The following is a 23,390-nucleotide window of genomic DNA, read 5'->3' as shown; positions in this document are numbered from 1 at the left end:
TTTATGTATATTCATGGCATGGGCATCGTCGATGCTCGAAGTTTTTAAAAAAAGGTTAATAATGCTTTCTTATCAAGACGCCTACAAAATTGCAGAATCCGTACACAAAGGCCAGCAAGACAAGGCCGGTGGCCCATACATCGATTTCCTCCAGAACGTCGCCGATTATCTCAAGAACAAAGGCGAATCCGAAGATGTCCAGGTTCTCGCCATTTTGCAGGATTCCATTACATCCGCCACTAAAAAGACTCCGGACGACATGATCCAGATGGGTGTTCCTGCCGATATGGTCGACCTCATCCAGAAGATGACCTACCACAAGAACCAGGCATGGATTGACGAATACAGCTGCCACCTCATGGAAAAGGGTGTGCCGGCCGAAGACGCCACCTACGACGCCCGCGAAAAGGACTTTGTCCGATTTGTCGAAACACTCAAGGACAATCCGACTGCAGCAAAGGCAAAGAGCGCTATCTTGAACGTGCTCATGGACGACAAGTACATCCACCGTCAGGAACGCCGCGAACTCAAGACGAAGTTCCGTCTCAAGAAGTACAAGGCCGCAATTCAGGCACTTGGAGTTTAATTCAAAATTAGGAAGAACCCGCCATTTACGGCGGGTTTCTCGTTTTTTGGAGCAATATATTCTATTGCCACTCCACCGCCTATTTACTAATTTTACACCGTATTTTTTTAGCCCCTAAAAGGGCCCAACCCCTAAAAAGGAACACAACAATGGCAAATAAAGTCTATAACTTTAGCGCAGGACCGTCGGTCTTGCCGGAACAGGCACTCAAGGAAGCATCTGCTGCATGCATCGACTTCGAAAACAGCGGCATCAGTATCCTCTCCATGAGTCACCGTTCAAAGCCGATTGAAAACATGTTCGCCCAGACGGAACAGTACCTCCGTGAATTGATGGGCATCCCGGAAGATTACGACATCGTGTTCCTCGGTGGTGGTTGCTCACTTTTGTTCTGCATGCTCCCGATGAACTTCTTGGACCAGAACGCTACGGCCGACTATGCTTTGACCGGCGTTTGGGCAAACAAGGCTTACAAGGAAGCTAAGCAGTTCGGTAACGCTCTCGCCGCTTGCGACACCAAGTCTGAAACTTACAGCCGCATCGACAAAAACTTGAAGCTCAGCGACAACGCAAGCTACCTCCACGTGACCGCCAACAACACGATCTACGGTACGGAATGGCACAACTTCCCGAAGCCGAAGTCCGGCTTCCTCATGGCTGACGTGAGCTCCGACTTCCTCGCCCGCAAGATCAACGTGTCTGACTTCGGTGTCGTCTATGGCGGCGCTCAGAAGAACATCAGCTGCGCTGGCGTGACTGTCACGATCATCAAGAAGGGCCTTCTCGGCAAGGTGAACCGCACCATCCCGACGATGCTCAACTTCCAGACCCACATCGACGCTGCCAACATGTTCAACACTCCTCCGGTATTCGCCGTGTACGTGATGAACCGCACCCTCAAGTGGCTCAAGGATTTCGGTGGCGTGGACGCTATCGAAAAGGTGAACCGCTCCAAGGCCGCTCTCCTTTACAGCGCCCTCGACAACTCCAAGGTGTTCGTCGGTACGGCTGCTAAGGAAGACCGTTCTATCATGAACGTTCCGTTCGTATTCAACAAGGATGTCGTTGCAGCTGACAAGGCTGACGATCTCGCCAAGGAATTCCTTGAATTCGCTAAGGCTCGTGGCCTCCAGCAGCTCAAGGGTCACCGTTCTGTCGGCGGCTTCCGCGCTTCTATCTACAACGCCATGCCGGTCGAAGGCGTGCAGGCTCTCGTTGACTGCCTCGGCGACTTCGAAAAGAAAGTGTTGGGCTAATTAGCCCAAGAACTTGGACTTGAGCGAAAGCGAAAGTCCAATGTTTTAAGGTTAATTAGGAATGCGCCGCGCCCCGCGCGGTGTAACGCATTTGAGAAAGCCTCGGCCTAGTGCCGGGGCTTTTTCGTTTACCTCATTTAATGGAGATGCCCTCCCCATACGCGGATCATGACTACTAAGCAGCATAGCTGCAAGTAGTCAAAGACATCAAGTGGGGCATGACAAAAAAAAACAAAGACGGGCATGACAGAGCGTGCCGGCAGAAGGCCCGGGTGCATAAACGAAGAACCTCCTCATGGAGCATGAGGAGGTCCTATTTTTTGTGTTAGGAGTACGCCATTACGGCGCCTTGGAGGAGGATTTCGTGGCACGTATGTCCCCGTGCCGGGTATTTTGCAAGGCCCCAACAACCAAACACGGCCTTGCAAAACTCGCGAGATAAGTTTAGAACCTTCTTTTTGTTCTCAAAATTACTAACCCATATTCACCCAAAGGCTTTCACTTTCTCGTTTTTACATGAATAAAGATACTCTATTAAATAGCGAATGTCAATAGAAAAACGCATTTTTAAATATTATTTTGCAAATACATCACCTAAACACGCTCCCAAAATGTTCTCAAAAATCTAACAAAGTTCTTAAAAAGGTTAAAACAGAGAAAAAGACCAATAAATACACGTTTTAAACCAAAAAAAATACAAGACGGAGATTCCCGCTCAAGGCGGGAATGACACGCAAGGCGAGTGCAGCAAGAATGAGTATACTCATTCTTATTGCCGAGCCGCAGCTGTCAAGCCCCGTTAGGGGAATGACAAGGAGCCGAGCGATGCAGAAAAAACAGGCGCAAAAAAAAATGCCCGCACAAAGGCGGACACAACAAACTCAGGAGAGCTCAACGACAACAGCTTAATTGTCAGCGGGCTTCTTTGCAAATTTATTTGTAATATCGGGAACGATATCCATAATTTTCGAAACGAGGGAGCTATCCTTGGTAATCGGCATGACGCGCACGTCATCGCCCTTGATAACAAGGAACGCCACCGGATCGACCGAAGCACCACCGCCAGACGCAGACGTATCGCCCTTGCCCTGATGGCCGCCAAAGCCAAAGCCTACGGAAACGCGACTCACAGGCACCACAGTCGTATCACCGGCCTGAATCGGTTCACCAATGACAGTTTCCGCCTTCGTGATGAAGCGGAGTTTTTCTAAAAGAGTTTCTGCAAGTTTTTCAATAGCCATATTCTGAATATAGTAATTAGTATCGCGCGCTGTAGACGCGATCGCTCGCGGTAAAGAATTTACGCTCCAAATCGGACCAGTCAAGATAGCCCCAAGCCGCCACGACACGTCCACCGGGGAGTCTCGTCGCCATGCCGTTCACCCCCTCTCCTGCGGTAAAATAAAGCGTCGAGGTTTCGCGGTAAATGCCTTTGGGGTGTACAATATTCAACTGACGGCCCCAGGCGATAAAATCGTTTTCTTCAACCTGTTCCCAACTGCGGGCGACATTCCACTGCAAGTCGGAGTCGCGATAGCTTTGGGCAAGCACCGGGAAATAAGCCTTGACGCCAATAAAATACTTTGTCAGGATCGATGTGTGCCCCGGTTCACGATGTTCAAACGGGAGACTCAGGAATTCCTGCGGGAAACCGCCATGACGGGCATTCGGGAACTGACGGACGTAGTTTTCAAGATCGCTGCGTTCATAACGGCGGAAGCTATCGTGCTTGAAGATGAAGATTCGCGCCGCAGATCGAATACTCTGTTCCAAGAACGAGCCTCGCAAGATCGGGACAATTCCCTGAAAACGCCCACTGTTCATGTAATAATCAAGCGCATAGACGTCGCTCTTGAATTCCAGAATCGTCACATCAAGCGTATCACCCGTCATCCCCATCGGATAACGCAAATCGACGCGCTTCACAAGAGCTTTAATATCATCGTTCGGATGTTCATCGATACGGATATCATCCATCGGCCACCTGTCGTTGTAGCACAGCTCCGTATAATCAACAGATTCCTCTTCTTTCGGTTCGCAAGCACACAAAACAAACGTGGCCGCACAAGCACAAGCGCAAACAAACTTAGGCAACACCGAAAGGAAACGATTCATACTCATAAAATTTAGCATACATCAATCACGTTTGCGGACTTCGGCATAGTTACAATACTCATAAAGCGGGCACTTGGAACAATGCGACGTGAGCTCGCGGCAAATGAAGCATTCGCTACCGTTCTCCAAAAAGAACTGGAGGGAATGCGCCGCAAAATACGGATTCTCCGGAGCAAGCGCCACAAAATACTCATTCGCAAGTTTTTGTTTTTGTGATGGTTCAAGTTCCGCAAAGCTAGATTCCTTCGCGGGGCCGAGCATCGCGAGGAAACGGCGAGCGCCCATCGTAAGCGGGAGCGGCGGCATTCTAGAACTGTCACGACACGCAAAGCCAAGGCCAAGCGGTTGCGGGGCAAGCAAGCGGTAAATTGCGGCACAAGCTTTAGGGCGCGGATTCGAACGGCCCATAAAATAGATTTCGCCCAAGTCCCGCCACATCTCTTCGGGAGTCCGTTCACGCATCCAAGCGACCAAATCCGGATGATGGCGTACAAAAAGCCCGACACTCCAGAAAATCCCGGAGACATGTTCAAAGACAGTCCAGTTGCGGCTATTGAACGTCTGTTCCACGACCTCTTCAATTTCACCGCCCTTCGGCACGGGGAGCGACCAAAGCTTATCGCCCGGGAAACGTTCGTGCAACTTCACGAGGAGGCGCAAGATATCGGGGTAAGAACGATCCTGGAATAAGACCGTACCAAGCAACGTCCACGCAATTTGTTCATTTGCCGTGGGCATTTTTTGAGCAACATAAACTACGGGATCAGCGCACTTGAAAAGGAGCGCTACAAAAGCTTTCGAAGCCTTGAATAGCGCTGGTTCATCGTGAATAAAACGCTTTACCGAGACCAACTAGAGAGCCTCGCCCACCTTCACCGCCTGTCCGAGACGTGCCTTGAACAGGTCCGGATGGCGTTCGCGAATTTTCTTGTCGACCACGAGAATCACGGTGCTGCCCATTTCAAAGCGGCCAAGTTCATCGCCACGGTCAAAAGAGAACTGCTGATTCGGAATCCAGTCCAAGCGCTTTTTGTCGCGCGGGAGCTTGCCTGCATTCGTCAAAATGGAATCGTTATACACGACGCCAATGCGGCCAACGTTTGTCGCACCGACCTTGACCACGAGCACTTCGGAACCGTCCGCCAAGCGGAGTTCACTCGTCAAGCGTTCGTTGATGCTGAAAAGACCTTCGACACGTTCTACACTACCTGCGTTGACCGGCCAGAGCGTGCCCGGGCAATAGCTCGAAAGCACGAGGTCGCCCTTGACGGGGCTGTGGATGCGGTGGTAGTTGAACGGAGCCAAGTAAATCGTTGCAAAGGCGCCGCCCTTGAAACGTTCTGCAAGTTCTTCGCTACGCAAAAGGCTCTTGAGCGTGTAAGTCTTGCCCTTCGCCTGGATCAAGTTCTGGTCATCGCCATCGAACGTTCCCGTCTGCGAAAGCACACCATCGACCGGGCTCACGATTTCGGCACCGTCGGCAACCGGGCGCATACCCGGCTTGAGCTTGCGGATAAAAAGTTCACCGATGTTCTTGTAATGGCTGAGCGGGTATTCCGATTCAGACATGTCGAGCTTGTAATAGCTAGCAAAGGCGTTGCGAGCGATTTTGCTCAGGAACGGGATGCGTAAACGCGTAAAGGCACCGAAAATGCGGCTTGCGGCATTCTTCGGCAAAAGCTTCATAAAAACGTAGAAAGGAGTGTTCATGATTTTAAAGTTAGTAATTGGTCAGTGGTTTTCGAAATGCGCGACATCGGTGTTGAGCAGTTTCCAGAGTCTAGAGGCAAACGGCGTCGCCCATTCCTTTTCGGGCGCCACGCGAGTTGTCGTTGCAGCGGTGAATTTGGAGTAAGTGAGGGCGACAAGTTCACCGTAGCGAGCATCCCACATGCTCCACACGATTTGCCATGTGAATCCGCCTTTCTTGCCTAAATCCGGATCCATTTCCACATTCAGCACAAGCGGAATCGTCAAGTAGCGCAGTTCATAACGGCTAGCAATGCCATTCAGCAATTCTTTAAGTTTAAACGGCAACTGGCGTGCAATCGTCTGTTCCACGCCATCGCGCTCTTCCCACGGCGTCACGTCATCCAGACGCTTGCCTTCCACGAATTTTTCAGCTAGAATCTTTGCAGACAAAGAATCGACGTAAGCGGAATCTGCATCCGGCACACGCATGCCGACAATCATCAAGTCTCGCTGCATTTTCGGGAACGCTTTGGCAAACAAGGAATCTTCGACACGTGCAAGGTCAAAGTCGAGAGCGTCAGCACTAAAGCTGTGGCACATTTTGCAATCTTCGGGACGGGTAGCCGTCACCTTAAGCGCAGGGAATACACCCACAACCGCATTGGAATCGATACGACTAAACGCGACCTGGTTCCATTCGCGGTAGAATTTTTCGTCCGTGATTTTCAGCACGATATCGCCTTGCGTGCCACATTCCGTGCACGGAGCATCGGCCATGTCGCCGCCTTCGGGAGCGCTATCGCGCGAACCTGCACAAGCGATGAAAAGCGTTGAGGCGCACAAGAACATAAATTGACAAAACTTCATAATAAGCTCCAAAACATTTTGCAGAACAAGACTTAACTGGATGGGGCTACGCCCCTACTCCTTGGCTCGGTTATAAAAATGAGATCACTCATTTTTGCAACACTCGCCTTCAGAGTAGTCTTCCGCCTTCGGCGTCAGAATGACGTAGAAGGCTTTATTCTAGCATTATAGTAAATGGGCCGTCGTTGACGAGGCTCACTTGCATATCGGCACCGAATTTTCCGGTTTCGACAACGGCAACTTCTTTTTTGCACTGTTCAATAATATACTCGTAAAGTCCATTAGCGAGCGTCGGGTTGCCAGCACCATTGAATGTCGGGCGATTGCCCTTATTGCAATTGGCATACAACGTAAATTGGGATACGAGCAAAAGCGAACCGCCAACATCCTTGATGGAAAGGTTCGTCTTTCCGTTTTCATCGGCAAAGATGCGGAGCGCAAGCATTTTCTTGATGAAGCGGTCAGCGATTTCGCGGGTATCGCCCTCACCTACGCCAATCAACACAAGGAATCCCTTGTTATCAATTTTACCGACGGTTTGACCTTCAATATCGACTTGAGCCTTAGTGACTCGCTGTATTAAAAATTTCATTTTTAATTACTCTAAAATTAATTGTTTTTGAAACGCAAAAGTACGTCATGCGGGCGGGGCCCCAGCTCGGAGTTGACGCCTACGGCGTCAGCGGCTTCACTCGGTTATGCCGGTCTGCAAGCAGCCCGTCGCAACACTCGTTTTGCACGCTACTGCGAAGAAAACATCTCCTGAATAGTTGCAGAATCATTCGTGACGGTTAATGCAAGGCGCAAGAGGACGGCAGCTTTGGCGGGGGGCAAATCGTAAGCGGCAATCGTTCCTGGCACAAGAAGCTGTTCCGGGACAATGCGACCGCGATTGATTCGCGTGGAAATCACGACGGGGATTTTATTTTTAGAAATAACATCAGCAATTGCATCCGCCCATGCGCGAGAAAATTCTCCGGCGCCAGCGCCTGCAATAACAAGCCCTGCCGAGCGCTCTGCCGCAAAACGCACCAGTTCTGCATCAGCATCTGCGTTAAAGTAAAGAATGGAGACGCGCGGGAGGGAATGCAAGGAGGAAACGTCAAATGCAGAACAAGATGGCGACCCCGGAATAAATCCGGGGTGACATGACGCGGGAATTTCAGCAAATGCATCCAAATCGTTCGCATGAATCTTTTGCACCGAGCGGGCGTTCATCAATTTGCCTGCAAAGGCAACATATACCACACTGGATCCCGTCGCGTTGCTCCAGGATGACGCAACACGAGATGGCGACCCCGGAATAAATCCGGGGTGACAATCAGGGCGGGATGACATTTCAGGCGGGCATGACAATGCTGAATTCGGCGATTCTCGCACACTACGTTCACACAAGTCCACTGCGGTTTTCACGGCAAAGAGGAGGTTTGCGGGGCCGTCTGGTTCCGCTGCTGTTGCGGGCCGCATCGAGCCTGTCATAATCACGGGTTTCGCGACATTCCCGGCGGCACTTGGAGCAGAACCATCCAGCGTCAAATTCAAGAAGAAAGCGGTTTCTTCCATCGTATCGGTCCCGTGCATGATCACGACGCCGTCAACATCGCTTCGCTGCAAGAGTTCCTCAATCCGCTTCGCCAAAGCAATCCAGATTTCAGAAGTAACATCGTCCGAATTGATATTGCAAAACTGCTCGACGCAGATATTTGCCACATTCTTCAATTCCGGAATCGCATCAATCAGCGTTTGCGCCTTAATTGAGCCTGACTTGTACCCTATATCCTTACCTTGCTCGCCCGCGCCTGCAATAGTGCCGCCTGTCGCTAAAATCACGATATTTTTCATCTTACAGACTCCAACAAATCCTGAGCGGTTGTTTCATAATGTTTTTTCAAGGAGCCTTCCATTCCAAGCTCACGAAGATCCTGCAAGCACTTGGCAAACTTGCGGAAGGCATCCGGGCCACCGCCATCACGCCACAAAAGTTCTTCGACCATCCGTCTCGAGAACCAGTAAAGCATTTTCACCGTTGCCGAATCCTTCTCTTTCACAAAAGGTTTTCTCAACGATTCAACGCTCGGGTAAGCCCCCAATGGGCGCTCTTCATTGTTATGCGAGCCATCAATCACCTGCGCAATTCCCTCGTTCATCCAGCAGGGCACATTCGCATGCGTCATCGCACGAACAAACGAATGCGTCAGTTCATGGAATAGTACCGGGCGGTAAACATCACGATACGCCATCAAGTTCACCGGCACACGCAACTTACCATCAAATACAGCCGCTACCCAGTCTGGACGCGGTCCCGTTCCCTGATACTCCTTATCCTCATACAGTACGAGGCTCATCTTGTTTTCGGGCAAATAGTCGAACAAATTACTAATCGAATCGTAGGCAACTTCCAAAACGGCAAGCGCTTCCATCACGTCCTTTTTCGAAGGGCCGCCGTCAAATTCCAGGCGGAAATGCATGGACTTTTCAACGCCGAGATTTTTTAATTCCTGTTCCAAAGCATTTGACTTTTTAACAAGGTAATCTAAATCCTGATGTTTGAAACTTAACGTTTCAATGTAATTGATGCACTCTTTATAACGTTCCTGTTCAAAGAGAATGCCAGCCATGTGCATCTGCAAATTCGTATCGTTCGGTTCTGACTTTAAAAGTTCCCGAACATTTTTCTCGGCGCACTTCCAGTCACCAATACGGAGACACTCGTTCGTTTCATGAATCATGTCTTCATATCGAAAGCGTTCTTCGACTTTTCTTTCGTAAAACTGGTACCCCACGAACATAAAAACATAGATCAGCAAAAGGCAAACAACACGCCCGATCCAATTCTTTTTTTTTCTTTCCACAATACAAATTCCATTAAATAAGTCCTCTATAATTCTAGTAATTATACACTCAGAGAGATCCCCTATTAAGTCGGGAACGACATAAAAGGCTTTAAACGGCCAAACACCTACTTACGAATTACTCACTATTCACGCTCCAACAATTTTTAAAGTATATTTAGTATAGGTTTGGTTATGGCAGAAATCTTTGATTACGATGACTACCGGGATATGATCAAGGATTATTACTTGGAGCATAAGAAACACAACTCCTTGTATTCCTTCAGTACACTCGGCAAAACGCTTGGCTTGGATTCAAGTCATGCGTATTATATAGTTCAGAAAAAGCGAAATCTCCCCGTTCATGCAGTCCCCGCCGCAAAAAAGATGCTCGGACTGGACGGTCGTGGAGCCGCATACTTCGACTTGTTGATAGTCGCATCACGCACGAAGTCCGAAAAGACAAAAGCTGAAATTTTGCAAAAGGCATTCCAGCTGCGCGACGTGAAGCGCCACTTGCTCAAGGACAACGAGCTCAAGTATCTCAGCGCCTGGTGGACTATCGTCGTAAGAGCGCTTATCGAAGTGAAACACGGCAACGTGGATATCCCGGAAATCGCAAGTAGCGTGATTCCGCCCATCACCGAAGAGCAAGCGCAAGAAAGCATTGAGATTTTGAAGTCGCTCGGCTTTATCCAGCCGATCAACAATAACAGCAAAGTCCGCCTCGCCGACCCGCACATCACGGTCCAAGGCGCCGAGAAGGCCGAAGCCATCCGCAGTTTCCATTCGAAGGTCATGCAGTTTGGCATCCGCTCGCTCAATGAAATTCCGCCTGAAAACCGCGACATTTCGACCATCACCATGGCTGTTGATTCCAAGGGCTTCGAAGACCTCAAGAAGATGCTCAAGGAATTCCGCAAAGAAATTCAGATCCGTGTCGATAAGTGCATCGTCCCCGATCGCGTCATGCAGTTGAACCTCGCTCTATTCCCCGTCGCACTCAATAAAAAGAAGGAAAAATAAAATGAAAAATTTTAACAAGCTTCTTTATTTAGTTCCCTTTGGACTCCTCGCTGCTTGCGGTACAAACAGCGACACCGCAGGGAATACGACGGAAATCGAAAACGCCATCGCTATTCGAGTCTTTGACGACGGAACACCGGCTGCCAAAGTGCGCTACCAGGTGCTCCCCTCTTGGTATGTCGCCGACACCGCCGAAACGGGTGCAGTAAAATACACCTACGAAGGCGAAACCGATATAAACGGTTGGGTGCATATCGAAGGTCATCAGAACGGTTCTTACACCATCAACTTTACTAAGGGCGATTCTTCCATCGTCTTGCAGTACACGCTCAACAACCTGAACCACGAATACACGCTCGACAGCGCATCGCTCGAAGCTGTAGGCACGGTCAAGGGTCTCGTCGATTTGCCGGACTCAGCCAATTACGCCTGGGTTGCCGTTCAGGGCGTGAACACGATTGTCAAGACCGACACGCTTGGACAGTTCGTCATCCAGAAGGCTCCGTGCGGTAACCTTACCGTGAGCGCCTGGGATTCCGAAGACCTCGAAGCCATCGGCCAGACCTCGGCAAGCGTCATCTCGAACGACACGACGGATCTCGGCCTCATCGAGAACCCGAACAAGGTTGTTCCGGAGAACGCCATCCGCTTTATGCCTTCCGACTTGATTTCGGACTGGATGCGTCCGCTCAGCTTCCCGACCGTACTCGTCCTGCGCCTGACTGAAGAGAACTTCGACTTCTCGAAGGCCGAAAAGGACGGAAGTGACATTCGCCTCTACGACGGAAGCAACAACCTCATTCCGTTTGAAATCGACGGCTGGGACACGACCATCAATAGCGCAACGATCAACATCCGCGTCGAAAGCGCCGCCGATACAGTCAGGCCGTGGATGCTCATGTGGGGCGACAAGAAGGCCAAAAAGATTGAAGACGTCGATGTCTGGGAAGGGCTCAGCGATTCACTCGTGAAGGCTCTCAACAGCGTCGAGGTTTTGAATTTCGAAGCAGGCACCGACTTAAACGCACTGCCCGCGCCACTTAACTACAACTGGTACGTACAACCGCACGATAGTGCAACGGTCAAGAACAACCTTGACCAGAAGCCGACCAACGGCATCGAAAAGGCAGACAGCACCATCTTCGGCAAGAACATGCTGCATGTGCAGTACCAGGCGAACAAGCTCGGACGCTACGTTGTCATCGGGACGCGCATAGCCGCGCACCAGCACGACTTGAGCAGACTCGACTCCGTGGAAGTTTGGCTCAAGGGCAGCGGGGATTTCGAAGTATTCCTCGAGACGATTGTAGAATCCGATACAAACTACAAGACCTCGTATAAAGGAAGTGTCAACGAAGAATGGACTCGTGTCGCCATCAAGCCATCCGATTTCACAAATCCGGACAAAAAAAGCTACCACGGCTGGGACGTGACTCGCAACAAGATTACGCGCTTTACCATCTTTGTGTACAACGGCACGGATATCTGGATTGATAACGTCAGAATGTACGGAATCAATTTAGACGACTTGCTGTAAATAGCATTCACCAAGGCAATTAAAAAGCCCCCTCAAAGGGGGCAAAAAAAAGGCCGTTTGGGATTGAAAACTCTGTTCGGTCAAGGTCACTACGTTTTGTATCATGAAGAATAGTGATCCGAGTCTCCATCCGATACAGAAGCACCAATTCTCCAACACTAATTGATGCCTTTGAATCCAATCCCAAATCGGCAGTTTTAGGATACCCGTAAATTATCTTTATTTAAGGCCTTTTTCTCAAAAGGCCTTTTTACATCCGTTGACAAAATGTCAAATAATTGGCAATAGCGCCCGTATGGGCGAATCAGATAATAAACATTTACATTAAAAATGGGTGTGTTTTACCCTGTAAATGTAAATTCCGGCAAGGACCATTATGGTGACAATCCAGCTCACTGGGTAAACCACCATCAACGAGGTAAAGTTCTGGTACATCGGGAATACAAAAATCACCCAGAGGATTCGGATACCGCAAACACCTACCACACAAGTGAGCGCCGGAGCCAAAGATTGCCCCATGCCACGCAACGCGCCAGAGAACACATCCAAGAAGACATTGATGAACAGCACGCCGACTACGACATTCATGCGGATAGAACCAGTCGCGATAATTTCGGGATCAGACGTAAACACAGAAAGCAATTGATTGGCAAAGAGACAGCAGAGCAGGCTCAACGCAAACGTCGAAGTTGTCGCAAGCAAAATGGTCCAACGGACCGCACTACGGCAACGCGCTATGTTTTTCGCACCGTAGTTCTGCCCCACGAACGTCACGCATGCATGCGAGAAGGAATTGAGCCAGTAATAAACAATGAACTCATAATTGAGTGCAGCCGCAGAAGCCGCAACGGTCGCAGAACCGAGACTGTTAATGGCCGACTGGAGGCACACATTGCTAAACGAGAACACAACGCCCTGAAGCCCCGCCGGGAGCCCCACGCGCATGATGCGCCCGAGAAATACAGGCGTGATTCTCAACTTCCAGAATTCAAGTTTGAACGGTCCGACCTCGTGGAGCATAAAGTAGAACAAGGTACCGGCACTCAACGCATTTGCAATTACAGTTGCAATAGCGACACCCGTCACACCCCAGCCAAAGCCCGCAACAAAAAGAACATTCAAGGCAACATTTATAGCACCCGTCGCAAGGAGCACATAAAGCGGGCGTTTTGTATCGCCTTTACCGCGTAAAATCGCCGCTACAAAATTGTACAGCATGACAAACGGAATCCCCGCAAAATAAACCTGGAGATAGCGCACCGCCATGTCCAAGATATCCTCAGGTGTTGAAATCGCCGAAAGGATTTGCCTTGCAAAAAAGACACCGATAAACGAAAGCAGAATTCCGCTAAAGAACGAGACCATCACCGACGTATGGACACTGCGAGTAACAGCACGGTAACTTTGGGCGCCGATGGAATTGGCGACGACAACATTTGCGCCAACAGAGATGCCAACGAACAAGTTTATCAGCAAATTAATCACGAACGTATTTGCACCGACAGCCGCCAGAGCCTTATCGCCCGCAAACTGTCCGACCACGGCAATGTCGGCCGCATTGAACAGCTGTTGCAAAATGCTTGTCGCCGCAAGCGGAACGGCAAACCTCAGAATCTTACGACCGAGAGGCCCGTTCAACATATCCATATTCGTCTTTAACGCATCCGTTGCCATACAGCACCTTAAAACCGCGGCAAATTTAGATTTTTACGTTTAAGCTTAAAGGGCAATTTTCTACCTTTACATCGCAAAAATCAGGTGACTAGAATCGCTATAGGATAAAGCGATTACAAGCGCCACAAATCGGAGATTATCATGGGTTTTAAATGCGGCATCGTAGGCCTCCCGAACGTAGGCAAGAGCACAATCTTCAACGCAATCACTAACGCAGGCGCAGAATCCGCCAACTATCCGTTCTGCACCATCGATCCGAACGTCGGCATGGTCAATGTCCCGGATGCCCGCCTCGATGAACTTGTGAAGGTCTACAACCCGAAATCCATCGTCCCGGCTGTTACAGAATTCGTGGACATTGCAGGCCTTGTAAAGGGTGCTTCTAAGGGCGAAGGTCTCGGCAACCAGTTCCTCACCCACATCCGCGAATGCGAAGCCATCATGGAAGTGGTGCGCTGCTTTGACGACGAAAACATCATTCACGTGAACGGTTCTGTGGATCCGATCCGCGACGTCGAAGTGATTGAAACGGAACTCATCCTCAAGGACTTGGACACTGTCGAAAAGCGCCTCGCTACCGAAGCTAAGAGTGCTCGTACCGGCAACGCCGAAGCCAAGGCTCGCCTCGCCGCTTGCGAACTTTTGAAGACGACGATGGAAGAAGGCCGCGCCGCCCGCACTGTGATGCACGACAGTGAAGAAATGGAACTCATCGTCAAAGACCTCGGCCTCCTCACCGCAAAGCCGCTCTTCTACTGCGCAAACGTCAAAGAAGACGACATCCTCACCGGTAACGCTTACGTGGACCAGCTCAAGGAATATGCCTCCAAGCATGGCCACGACGTGATTGTCATCAGCGGCAAGATTGAAGAAGAACTTTCCGCCATGGAACCGGCTGACAAGATCGAATTCCTCAAGGAACTCGGCATGAAGGAATCCGGACTCGATTCCGTTGTCCGCAAGGGTTACGAAATCCTCGGTCTCCGCACGTTCTTCACCGCAGGCGAAAAGGAATGCCGCGCCTGGACGTTCCACGCAGGTTTCAAGGCACCGCAGTGCGCAGGCGTCATCCACACGGACTTCGAACGTGGCTTTATCCGCGCTGAAACTTTGAGCTACGCCGACTTCCTCAAGCACGGCAGCTGGAACGCCGCCAAGGAAGCAGGTCTCGTCCGTACGGAAGGCAAGGAATACCTCGTACAGGACGGCGACATCATGTACTTCCTGTTCAACGTGTAAAACAGCATTGTCATCCTGAGCGGAGAGGCGAAGCCTCGTAGTCGAAGGATCCAGTCAAGTCTAGCGTATGTAAGAGAAAAGATCGCGAGCAATCGCGACCTTCTTTTTTAAACTTCACTACGTTTCACTCAAGATGACGCTTTAGCTTTCTTCCGTTCGCGGCGGGCAATCACCATCGGCCGCACAAGCGTTGCGATGTTCATCGCCGTTCCAATTAAAATCAGGAAGCTTGCACAGTAAAGCCCAACGCCACCTTCAACTTTCAGTAGCGGGATTCCAAGAGTTCCACCGATTTGCGAAAGCTTCATCAACAGCGACCACAACGAGACCATGGACAACAGCCCCATCACCGTTGATGCAAGCGGAACAATCCAAGCAAACACAGCGGCCAAAACGACAGCAGCAATGATGCCGTACAAATGATGAACAGGTTCCATCTTTGGGAAATTCGGCATTTGCGTCTTGAAGTGGTCCAAGACTTTCGGGTTTTCCTTGACCATGCGATTCATCTGTTTCAGCGCAGAAGACTCAATGGCATCATCCAAGTTAACACCCGATGCAATCTGATATAACGTCATTTGGGCAATCGGCTTGCTATCGTCTTTCGCCGAGCACGAGACATTAGCCAAAGGCATTAGCAATGCAAGCAAAACCAGCAAATACGGCAATGCCGTCAGTTTCTTGAAAAGATTCTTTTCCTTATCGGATTTACTACTCATTATTTATTATCCTGAATAATTCTATCAAGAGGGAACACGCAACGGAAACCAATTCCGTCAGACCAGTAACGCGGATCTTCATCATCGCGATACGTCATGTTCAGCTTCTTTACCTTATCCTTCCAGGAACCGCCCTTCAGCACTTTACTTGTGCCCCAGAAAGATCCCGTCGGGTTAGAGCTTTCGATTGTAAACGTAATGGCAAAGTAATTGTCGCGAGTCCATTCGGCAACATTACCCGACATGTCGTAAAGGCCCCATGCATTTGGCGATTTAGTTGCCACTTCATGCGGACCATAGGCGGCGTCCTTCTTACCCGTCTTCAGCGAGTTCTCTGCAAAGACGGCATACTTGCCAACACTCATCACATCGTCCGATGTCCAAAGAACACCTTCGTTGCTCCCTGCGCGGCCGGCAAATTCCCACTGGGCTTCGGTCGGCAGATCACCACCAAGAACCTTGCAAGCATACTGAGCATGTTCCCAAGTGATATTGTGAACCGGTTTTTTCGGGTTCTTAAATACGGACCTATCCTCATGGCGTTTTGCAGAATCCAGAAGTCCCATAATCTTATGGTAAAATTCCTGAGTCACTTCAGTCGTCTGGATGGCATACGGCGACATGGAAACAACCTTGCCGCGATAACGGAACGTTCCAGAATCAATGATAGCGACAGTCCCGCGGGTAGCATGTTCAATAATTTTGGCGCCAGCCACCGTCTTAGCAGGTTCCACAGAAGAAGAACTTGCAATAACAGAAGAAGAGGATGATGCAGGAACTCGATTCCTAAGCCACTCCACAACTTCCGGTTCGATGGCAATGTGCTTTGGCAAAGTAAATTCGCCCTTTCCGAAATAGAGCTTTTCGCCCATACGGAAGCCAAGCTTGTCATAGCGATAATGATAACGCCCAACAAGGGCTCCTTCCTTAAAGACCCACACAGGCTTATCGTTCACAAGGAAAAGTGTCGTCACCAAAGAGGAATCCCCCTCAGCCATCTTTTTCACAAGTGTATCCATAGAGACACTATCAACAACGCCCTTCCAAGACACTTCAATTCGCTGATGATCCGCACCAAAACGGATGTTCAAGGAATCAACCTTGCTCGAATCGGAGGCTTTCATAATCTTTTCAATTGCAACAGGGCGCACATTAACCTGAGCTGGCAACGACTGCAAGCTATCGAGTTTTGCGTGGAATGCCTTATACATCTCGCTAATGGCACCAAGCTTTTTGTTGCGCCACAACGTCTGGGCTTCTTTGCGCTTGAGATTGTAGTGAGAAACGTAGCCACGATAGTCCTTATCCGTTTCGGCAAGTCCAAGAGAATCCGCAGGTTTGATTGCCGGATAGAAATTCGAGAATTCCGTCGTATCCACACGGTTCACATTCTTATCGACATCTGCAGAGAATGCATCATAAAGGGATTCAGTTTCTTCGAGCGTCTTAAGAGCCAGCACTTGTTCAAGCGTGACAGACTGTTTTGCCGGAGTCGAAACTTTCGAATCAGAAGAGGCGGCGCTAGAAACCGGAACGGCACTTGAGCTAGAAACGCCAGCATCGAAATCAGGGATAACGACTCCCGAGCTAGAGCTAGAGCCCGCAATAGCGACGGCCGAAGCGGCATCACTTGAACTTGAGCTTGAGGCAACTGCAACCGGAGCGGCTTCGCTAGAACTTGAGCTAGCGACAACAGCAATCGGAGCCGCTTCACTTGAGCTAGATGCAGCCACAACAGAATCCGGATTTGGGAAGTTCACATTGAAAACGAGTACATCACCCGGCTTGAGCACTCCAGCATCCACATAAGGCAGCTTGTCCGGAGCACTAAACGAGAATACATAAACGCCGTTATTTACTGGGTAGAGAGCCCTAGTCCCCGGCTTAATCGTCGAATTCAGCGACACAATTTCAAGGTTCTTTTCGTCCGACTGGATTTGTACCAAGCCCGGATGATTGCTTTCCTTCAAAAATTGCCACTTGCCATTCTTCATGAACAGGAGCTTTGCAACACGGGGAGAATAAACGTATTCGGCATCAAAATAGATGTCGGCTTCGTCCTGGAAGGCCTTGTACTGACGAGAGGCGTACAGACGCATTCCAAGTACTTCGCGAGCACCTAAGTGATTATCCTTAAGGCTAAAGGCATGGAGCTTTTTATATTCTTCCGGCTTGGCTTCGCCCGAGAACCACAAATATTCCTTCGCCGATTTTTTGTGGCGGAGATAGAGGCGGTTGGGCTGCAACGGGAAAACTGGTTCCTGCGAAATCGCAACAGAGCTATCGAGTACGATAGCAAAGTTTACCGCATGCTCCAAAACATTGCCGACTTTAAAATTATCCGGATTCAATTTAAAGTTGCGGTCTTCGTCGGCCATGGAAAGTGCCGGAACAAGCAACAAAAGCGGAAGCAGTCGGGAAAATGTCATAAGCTCTCCTGTCTTTAAAGAACCTTCTTTTCTAGAAAAATAATTTCTTCCATGAAAAGTAGTTCTATTATTTTGACGAATTTGCCCCCATTTCGAGCAAATAACCGCCATTTGCACCGCCCACAGGACCCAATTCCACCTTCCAGTCGGCCAATCGGATAATATCGGGATGGTGTTCGATGACAATGACCGTATCGCCACGGGCAGAAAGCCTACGCAAGAGGTTCCAAAGAATCTGGATATCCTTCAAATGGAGGCCTGTTGTCGGTTCGTCGAGCAAGTAGACCATTTCCGTCGCCGGACGGCGGCAAAGTTCCGCGGCAAGCTTCAAGCGCTGGGATTCACCACCCGAAAGCGTCGTCACAGGTTGACCGAGTTTCACATACGGGAGGCCCACATCGCGGAGGCATTCGAGCTTCGGCAAAATCTTCGGCTGGTCCTTGAAGAACTCGCAGGCTTCGACAATGCGCATGTCAAGCACATCGGCAATGTTCTTGCCCTTGAACGTGACGGTAAGCGTTTCCTGATTGTAACGCTTGCCACCGCAGACTTCGCAAGTTTCCCAAATATCCGAAAGGAAGTGCATCTCGACAGCGACGGCACCACGGCCTTCGCAAGCGGGGCAACGGCCTCGCGCAAGGTTATAGCTAAAGCGACCGTAATCGAAGCCCTTCATCTTGGACTGTTCGAGTTTGGCAAACAGCTTGCGGATATCATCAAAGACGCCTGTAAAGCTCGCCGGCGTACTGCGTGGCGTTCCCGAAATCGGGCTCTGGTCCACCAACAAGACTTCGCCGCTCTGCTTTTTGCGACCACGGGCCTGGAACTGCTTTTTGAGCGCCGGGAAAATCTCATCGACAACGAGAGAACTCTTGCCCGATCCCGAAACGCCACAGACAACACTGACCGCCTTTTTCGGGAACCTTACAGACAAGTTTTTAAGATTATTTGCCTTGAGGTTCTTGAATTCATAGAATTCCGTATCGTCCGTAATACGCACGGGTTCCAGCTGGTTTGCCACCGGAGTGGAATACGTGAGGAACTTGACCGTTTCGCTACGCGGGAACTGTTGCAACGCATACGGTTTTGCAAGTTCTGCCGGGCTTCCTTCGGCAACGACTTCACCACCAAAATCGCCAGCACCCGGGCCCATATCGATAATGTGGTCTGCAGCCTGCATCATCTTGATGTCGTGTTCCACAACCACAAGCGTATTGCCCAAATCACGCAAGCGGTAAAGCGTATCCAAAAGCTTTGCAGTATCACTTTCGTGGAGGCCGACGGTCGGTTCATCAAGCACGTACAAGACGCCTTCAAGGCCGCTACCAATTTGGCTAGCCAAACGGATGCGCTGGGATTCACCGCCCGAAAGCGTATCGCCCGCACGGTCAAGGCCAATGTAGCCAAGTCCCACACTAATCAAGAAGTCCAAGCGGCCAATGATTTCACGGAGGAGCGGAGCGGCAATTGTCGTCTTGCTTTGGATGGATGCAGAAGTTGCATTTTCTTCGTTTGCAAAATCGACTTTCGCAAACCAGTCGCGGGCTTCGGCAATGCTCATGTGATGCACATCCATGATGTTCTTGCCTAAGATGCGCACCGCAAGATATTCAGGTTTCAAGCGTTCGCCATGGCAATCGGGGCATTCTTCGCCATCCTTAAAATGACCAAGGCCAAGGCAAGTTTCGCAAGCGCCCCAATGCGTATTGAAACTGAAATGTTTCGGGTTGAGTGCAGAATCCATGTACCAGCCACATTCCGGGCAACCCGGCTTTTCACTAGCAGAAAGGCGTTCTTCGCCATCGCAATCCACGTAAAGGATTCCGTTACCATCGCGGTAGCCGCGTTCAAACGCTTCGACGAGGCGAGCACGGTTTTCTTCCTTGACCACTACAGAATCGACCACGGCGAGCAACTGCTTTTCACGCGTGGGCATTTTCGGCAGCGGGAGTTCTACGAGCTTTTTGCCGAGATATGCCTTGCGGTAACCCTTCTCCGTCAAAATCTTGGACAACTTAATTTCGTCCTTGATTTCGAACGGAGCAAGAACCGTCACCATCTTGTTCAAATCACGATCAAATGCAAATTGCATCAAGTCGCCAGTGGCATAAGAGCTGATGGGCTTTCCGCAATGCAAGCAATGAGCCGTACCCACGCGAGCCCACAAAATGCGGAAGTAATCGTAAATTTCCGTGAGTGTTGCGACCGTACTGCGCGGGCTCTTGCTTGCGCTCTTTTGGTCAATTGCAATCGCAGGAGCCAAGCCCGAAATAGAATCAATGCTACCGCGGTCAGGGCGTCCCAAGAATCGGCGAGCGTAAGTGCTGAGTGTTTCAACAAAGCGACGCTGGCCTTCGCTAAAGAGCGTATGGAATGCAAGGCTCGACTTGCCCGAGCCCGAAACGCCCGTAATCACCGTAAGCTTATGGCGCGGAATCGTGACATCGATGTTCTTGAGGTTATGCTTGCGAGCACCGTGAACTTCGATATCGAGCGAGTAATCTTCGCCCTTTTCATCCGTGCGTTCAAAATGTTTGTTTTCGCCATGCTTTTTCGCCAAGACCGGAGCCAAGTAACGCCCCGTCTCCGACTTTTTGCATTTGGCAATTTGTTCGGGTGTTCCCGTCGCGATAATGCGGCCGCCATTCACGCCCGCATCCGGACCCAAATCGATAATCCAGTCCGCACACTTGATCACATCAAGGTTGTGTTCAATCACCACAACGCTGTTGCCGAGACTGCGCAAGCGATTCAAGCATTCGAGCAATCGACGGATATCTTCAAAATGCAAACCAGTTGTCGGTTCATCGAGCAAGTAAAGCGTTTTGCCCGTACCCGGGCGACGCAATTCCGATGCAATTTTCACGCGTTGCGCTTCGCCACCGCTCAAAGTCGTCGAAGGCTGACCGAGCGTTAGGTATCCAAGACCCACTTCGCAAAGGAGCTTGAGCGGTTCTGCAATTTTCGGAATGTCCTTGAAAAATTCGGCAGCTTCGCTGATGCTCATGTCAAGAACTTCAGAAATGTTCTTACCCTTGAAATAAACTTCTCTAGTCGCTTCGTTAAAGCGCTTGCCGTCGCACACATCGCAAGTGACTTGCACGCTCGGCAAAATATGCATGTCGATGACCTTCACGCCAGCGCCTTCGCAAGCATCACAGCGGCCACCCTTCACATTAAAGCTGAAGCGGCTCTTCGTGTAGCCACGCACTTTACTTTCTTCCATGCCTGCAAAGAGGTCACGGATATCGTCCCAAATTTTCGTGTAAGTAGCAGGGTTACTACGCGGAGTGCGTCCAATCGGCGTTTGATCAATTTCAATGACCTTGTCGATGTTTTCTAGACCTTCTAAATGGTCAAACTTACCGACCGGTTCTTCGGAATTGTAGAACACGCGAGCCAGTTCACGGCGCAAAATCTGGTTGATGAGAGTACTCTTGCCCGAGCCCGAAACGCCCGTGACTACGGTAAACGCCCCGCCAAGCGGAATTTCGACATCGACATTCTTGAGATTGTTTTCGCAAGCACCACAAATCTTAAGCTTCGGCGTCTTTGCATCAATCTTCAAGCGCTGCGACGGAATTTCAATCGACTTGCGACCACTCAAGTACGCGCCCGTGAGCGAAGACTTGTTCTTTTCCAGCTCTTCGACCGTGCCTGCCGCCAAAATGCGACCGCCTTCGACACCCGCGCCAGGGCCCACGTCAATCACGCAGTCCGCATGACGCATCGTATCCTCGTCGTGTTCCACGATGAGAAGGCTGTTGCCTTGGGCTCGCAAGCGTTCGAGCATTTCGAGCAACTTATCGTTGTCGCGTGGGTGCAGCCCGATACTCGGTTCATCAAGCACGTAAAGCACGCCCTGGAGCCCCGCCCCCACGGCGCTTGCGAGCCTGATACGCTGCGCCTCGCCACCGCTCAAAGTCGAAGCCTTACGACTAATGTCCAAATAACCAAGGCCCACCGCCTTCAAGAATCCAAGACGCCCGCGAATTTCCTTCAGCACTTCGCGACCGATGCGCTGTTCCTTGGGGCTCAGCTTGAGCTTGTCAAAAAACTCAACGGACTTTTCGACGGACCATTCCGTCATTTCGCAAATGTTATGACCGTGGAAATCGACAGCGGCGGCAATGCGGTTGATTCGCGTGCCGTGGCATTCCGGGCAAACGCCAATCTGCATGTACTTTCGGAAGTGATAAATATGCCACATGTCCCAAAGTTCCTGCATGATTGTCACCACGCCGCGTTCGCTCCCGCTCGGAGTTCCATACAGCACGGCATCCTGTTGCGCCTTCTTGAGTTTGTTCCACGGCGTATCAAGCGAAAAGTGCATTTCGTTTGCAATCGTGCGCAAATTGCGCCAACCAAAATCGCTAAAGATGATGCAGCCGTCATCCTTCTTTTGCGGGGCAAGGCAGCCCTCTTTCAGTGACAAATTCGGATTTGGCACAATCAAGTTAACGTCAAATTCACAACTTTCGCCAAGACCCTTGCAGGCGGGGCATTGACCCTTCGGGTCATTAAAGCTAAAGAATCGCGGTTCAAGTTCCGGGATAGAAATTCCGCACTTTGGGCAAGCAAGCTGCGTACCCTGCAAGCGGTATTCTTCCTTCGCAGCACCATCCGAGTCCACCTCCGAAGCAGTCAACAAGAACGACACGAGCTTTCCGTCTGTGAGCTTGAGCGCACCTTCAATCGCCTCGCGCAGGCGGCTCATGTTCTTACGTTCCAGCGTCAAGCGGTCAATCACCACTTCAATCGTGTGCTTCTCGTAACGCACCAACAGCGGCACGTCTTCGAGTCTGTAAATCGTTCCGTCCACACGCACGCGGACAAATCCATTTTCCTTGAGCTCCGCGAGTTCCTTGCGGTATTCGCCCTTGCGCTCCTGCACAATCGGCGCCATCACCAAAATCTTTTTGTTCTCGTCGCTAGCGTACAAATTATCGACAATCTGATCCACCGACTGCGCCTGAATTACCTTGCCGCACTTGGGGCAATGCGGAACGCCGAGGCGAGCAAACATCAAGCGGTAATGGTCCAAAATCTCGACCACCGTACCCACCGTGCTGCGAGGGTTACGGTTCACCGTTTTCTGGTCTATCGAAATCGTCGGAGAAATCCCGCGAACGCTTTCCACATCCGGATGCTTCATGCGCCCAATAAACTGGCGTGCGTACGCCGAAAGCGACTCCACAAAGCGACGCTGCCCTTCCTGGAACACCGTATCAAACGCCAAACTCGACTTGCCCGAGCCCGAAACGCCAGTCACCACGACAATCGAGTCGCGGGGAATCGTCAAATCGACATGGCGGAGGTTGTGTTCATGAGCATCGCGGATTTCAATAGATTTCGTCATGACCGCAAATATAGGAAAAGACCGCCAAATTGTCTAAAAAATAGTGAACATTTGGATAGA

General features: G+C 50.4%; 17 protein-coding genes. 5 read left to right on the top strand and 12 right to left on the bottom strand.

The genetic code is table 11. The features are described 5' to 3' along the window. The first annotated feature begins 61 nt into the window (after positions 1–61). On the top strand, positions 62–586 hold the full coding sequence (locus tag B7991_RS04985) for a hypothetical protein (protein WP_235002840.1): 525 nt from the start codon (positions 62–64) through the stop codon (positions 584–586). Positions 587–735: 149 nt separating this feature from the next. Further along, the gene (gene serC, locus B7991_RS04980; RefSeq protein ID WP_073425102.1) at positions 736–1,842 is read left to right on the top strand and encodes a 3-phosphoserine/phosphohydroxythreonine transaminase; all 1,107 of its coding nucleotides are present in this window, start codon (positions 736–738) and stop codon (positions 1,840–1,842) included. 905 nt (positions 1,843–2,747) lie between these two features. Here serC and B7991_RS04970 read toward each other — a convergent pair. From B7991_RS04970 to B7991_RS04930, 8 genes are all read right to left on the bottom strand, one after another. Then, positions 2,748–3,083, bottom strand: coding sequence for a GerW family sporulation protein (locus tag B7991_RS04970; RefSeq protein ID WP_088629867.1), 336 nt, complete (start codon positions 3,081–3,083; stop codon positions 2,748–2,750). Positions 3,084–3,099: 16 nt separating this feature from the next. Continuing rightward, positions 3,100–3,957: a hypothetical protein gene (locus B7991_RS04965; protein WP_254917852.1), complete on the bottom strand. Its 858-nt coding sequence runs from the start codon at positions 3,955–3,957 to the stop codon at positions 3,100–3,102. Between the two features lie 21 nt (positions 3,958–3,978). Then, the gene (locus B7991_RS04960; RefSeq protein ID WP_088629865.1) at positions 3,979–4,809 is read right to left on the bottom strand and encodes a hypothetical protein; all 831 of its coding nucleotides are present in this window, start codon (positions 4,807–4,809) and stop codon (positions 3,979–3,981) included. Continuing rightward, positions 4,810–5,667 carry an archaetidylserine decarboxylase gene (gene asd / locus B7991_RS04955; protein ID WP_088629864.1) on the bottom strand — a complete coding sequence of 286 codons (858 nt, stop codon included), beginning with the start codon at positions 5,665–5,667 and terminating at the stop codon, positions 4,810–4,812. It lies immediately after the preceding gene. Positions 5,668–5,688: 21 nt separating this feature from the next. Further along, the gene (locus B7991_RS04950; RefSeq protein WP_088629863.1) at positions 5,689–6,516 is read right to left on the bottom strand and encodes a hypothetical protein; all 828 of its coding nucleotides are present in this window, start codon (positions 6,514–6,516) and stop codon (positions 5,689–5,691) included. 154 nt (positions 6,517–6,670) lie between these two features. Further along, the gene (gene dtd / locus B7991_RS04945; protein ID WP_088629862.1) at positions 6,671–7,108 is read right to left on the bottom strand and encodes a D-aminoacyl-tRNA deacylase; all 438 of its coding nucleotides are present in this window, start codon (positions 7,106–7,108) and stop codon (positions 6,671–6,673) included. Between the two features lie 149 nt (positions 7,109–7,257). Then, positions 7,258–8,358, bottom strand: a complete 1,101-nt coding sequence (locus B7991_RS14970) for an asparaginase (RefSeq protein ID WP_254917851.1) — start codon at positions 8,356–8,358, stop codon at positions 7,258–7,260. Next, the gene (locus tag B7991_RS04930; RefSeq protein ID WP_217898041.1) at positions 8,355–9,245 is read right to left on the bottom strand and encodes a hypothetical protein; all 891 of its coding nucleotides are present in this window, start codon (positions 9,243–9,245) and stop codon (positions 8,355–8,357) included. Before B7991_RS04930 ends, B7991_RS14970 begins: the two co-directional genes overlap by 4 nt. Before the next feature lie 297 nt (positions 9,246–9,542). Between B7991_RS04930 and B7991_RS04925 the strand changes: the two genes are divergently transcribed. Together B7991_RS04925 and B7991_RS04920 are read left to right on the top strand one after the other, a co-directional pair. Next, positions 9,543–10,373 (top strand): DUF4423 domain-containing protein, encoded by an 831-nt coding sequence (locus B7991_RS04925; protein WP_015731755.1) that lies wholly within the window; start codon positions 9,543–9,545, stop codon positions 10,371–10,373. Position 10,374: 1 nt separating this feature from the next. Continuing rightward, complete coding sequence (locus B7991_RS04920; RefSeq protein WP_088629860.1) at positions 10,375–11,910, top strand: hypothetical protein; 1,536 nt, start codon at positions 10,375–10,377, stop codon at positions 11,908–11,910. 324 nt (positions 11,911–12,234) lie between these two features. Here B7991_RS04920 and B7991_RS04915 read toward each other — a convergent pair whose 3' ends face one another. Next, positions 12,235–13,557, bottom strand: a complete 1,323-nt coding sequence (locus tag B7991_RS04915; protein WP_254917850.1) for an MATE family efflux transporter — start codon at positions 13,555–13,557, stop codon at positions 12,235–12,237. 168 nt (positions 13,558–13,725) lie between these two features. On the opposite strand from B7991_RS04915, the gene ychF reads away from it, so the two are divergent. Next, the gene (gene ychF / locus B7991_RS04910) at positions 13,726–14,823 is read left to right on the top strand and encodes a redox-regulated ATPase YchF (protein WP_088629858.1); all 1,098 of its coding nucleotides are present in this window, start codon (positions 13,726–13,728) and stop codon (positions 14,821–14,823) included. Between the two features lie 128 nt (positions 14,824–14,951). Here the strand turns inward: ychF and B7991_RS04905 are convergent, their stop codons facing one another. The 3 genes from B7991_RS04905 to uvrA all read right to left on the bottom strand — a co-directional run bounded on the left by B7991_RS04905 (position 14,952) and on the right by uvrA (position 23,330). Next, positions 14,952–15,542 carry a hypothetical protein gene (locus tag B7991_RS04905; protein WP_088629857.1) on the bottom strand — a complete coding sequence of 197 codons (591 nt, stop codon included), beginning with the start codon at positions 15,540–15,542 and terminating at the stop codon, positions 14,952–14,954. After that, on the bottom strand, positions 15,542–17,971 hold the full coding sequence (locus B7991_RS04900; RefSeq protein WP_088629856.1) for an SUMF1/EgtB/PvdO family nonheme iron enzyme: 2,430 nt from the start codon (positions 17,969–17,971) through the stop codon (positions 15,542–15,544). The genes B7991_RS04905 and B7991_RS04900 overlap by 1 nt, the downstream gene beginning before the upstream one ends. A gap of 67 nt (positions 17,972–18,038) precedes the next feature. Further along, positions 18,039–23,330 carry an excinuclease ABC subunit UvrA gene (gene uvrA / locus B7991_RS04895; RefSeq protein WP_088629855.1) on the bottom strand — a complete coding sequence of 1,764 codons (5,292 nt, stop codon included), beginning with the start codon at positions 23,328–23,330 and terminating at the stop codon, positions 18,039–18,041. Between the last annotated feature and the right edge of the window lie 60 nt (positions 23,331–23,390).

The sequence above is a fragment of the Fibrobacter sp. UWB3 genome, assembly GCF_002210405.1.
GTDB lineage: Bacteria > Fibrobacterota > Fibrobacteria > Fibrobacterales > Fibrobacteraceae > Fibrobacter.
The sequence above is the reverse complement of the archived record's forward strand: the minus strand, read 5'-3'. Positions and strand labels throughout refer to the sequence as shown.

Bases quoted from the DNA above. Each gene is read 5' to 3' on its own strand.
- B7991_RS04985 (WP_235002840.1), top strand. From the start codon at position 62: ATGCTTTCTTATCAAGACGCCTACAAAATTGCAGAATCCGTACACAAA.
- serC (WP_073425102.1), top strand. From the start codon at position 736: ATGGCAAATAAAGTCTATAACTTTAGCGCAGGACCGTCGGTCTTGCCG.
- B7991_RS04970 (WP_088629867.1), bottom strand. From the start codon at position 3,083: ATGGCTATTGAAAAACTTGCAGAAACTCTTTTAGAAAAACTCCGCTTC.
- B7991_RS04965 (WP_254917852.1), bottom strand. From the start codon at position 3,957: ATGAATCGTTTCCTTTCGGTGTTGCCTAAGTTTGTTTGCGCTTGTGCT.
- asd (WP_088629864.1), bottom strand. From the start codon at position 5,667: ATGAACACTCCTTTCTACGTTTTTATGAAGCTTTTGCCGAAGAATGCC.
- B7991_RS04950 (WP_088629863.1), bottom strand. From the start codon at position 6,516: ATGAAGTTTTGTCAATTTATGTTCTTGTGCGCCTCAACGCTTTTCATC.
- dtd (WP_088629862.1), bottom strand. From the start codon at position 7,108: ATGAAATTTTTAATACAGCGAGTCACTAAGGCTCAAGTCGATATTGAA.
- B7991_RS14970 (WP_254917851.1), bottom strand. From the start codon at position 8,358: ATGAAAAATATCGTGATTTTAGCGACAGGCGGCACTATTGCAGGCGCG.
- B7991_RS04930 (WP_217898041.1), bottom strand. From the start codon at position 9,245: ATGATTCATGAAACGAACGAGTGTCTCCGTATTGGTGACTGGAAGTGC.
- B7991_RS04925 (WP_015731755.1), top strand. From the start codon at position 9,543: ATGGCAGAAATCTTTGATTACGATGACTACCGGGATATGATCAAGGAT.
- B7991_RS04920 (WP_088629860.1), top strand. From the start codon at position 10,375: ATGAAAAATTTTAACAAGCTTCTTTATTTAGTTCCCTTTGGACTCCTC.
- B7991_RS04915 (WP_254917850.1), bottom strand. From the start codon at position 13,557: ATGGATATGTTGAACGGGCCTCTCGGTCGTAAGATTCTGAGGTTTGCC.
- ychF (WP_088629858.1), top strand. From the start codon at position 13,726: ATGGGTTTTAAATGCGGCATCGTAGGCCTCCCGAACGTAGGCAAGAGC.
- B7991_RS04905 (WP_088629857.1), bottom strand. From the start codon at position 15,542: ATGAGTAGTAAATCCGATAAGGAAAAGAATCTTTTCAAGAAACTGACG.
- B7991_RS04900 (WP_088629856.1), bottom strand. From the start codon at position 17,971: ATGACATTTTCCCGACTGCTTCCGCTTTTGTTGCTTGTTCCGGCACTT.
- uvrA (WP_088629855.1), bottom strand. From the start codon at position 23,330: ATGACGAAATCTATTGAAATCCGCGATGCTCATGAACACAACCTCCGC.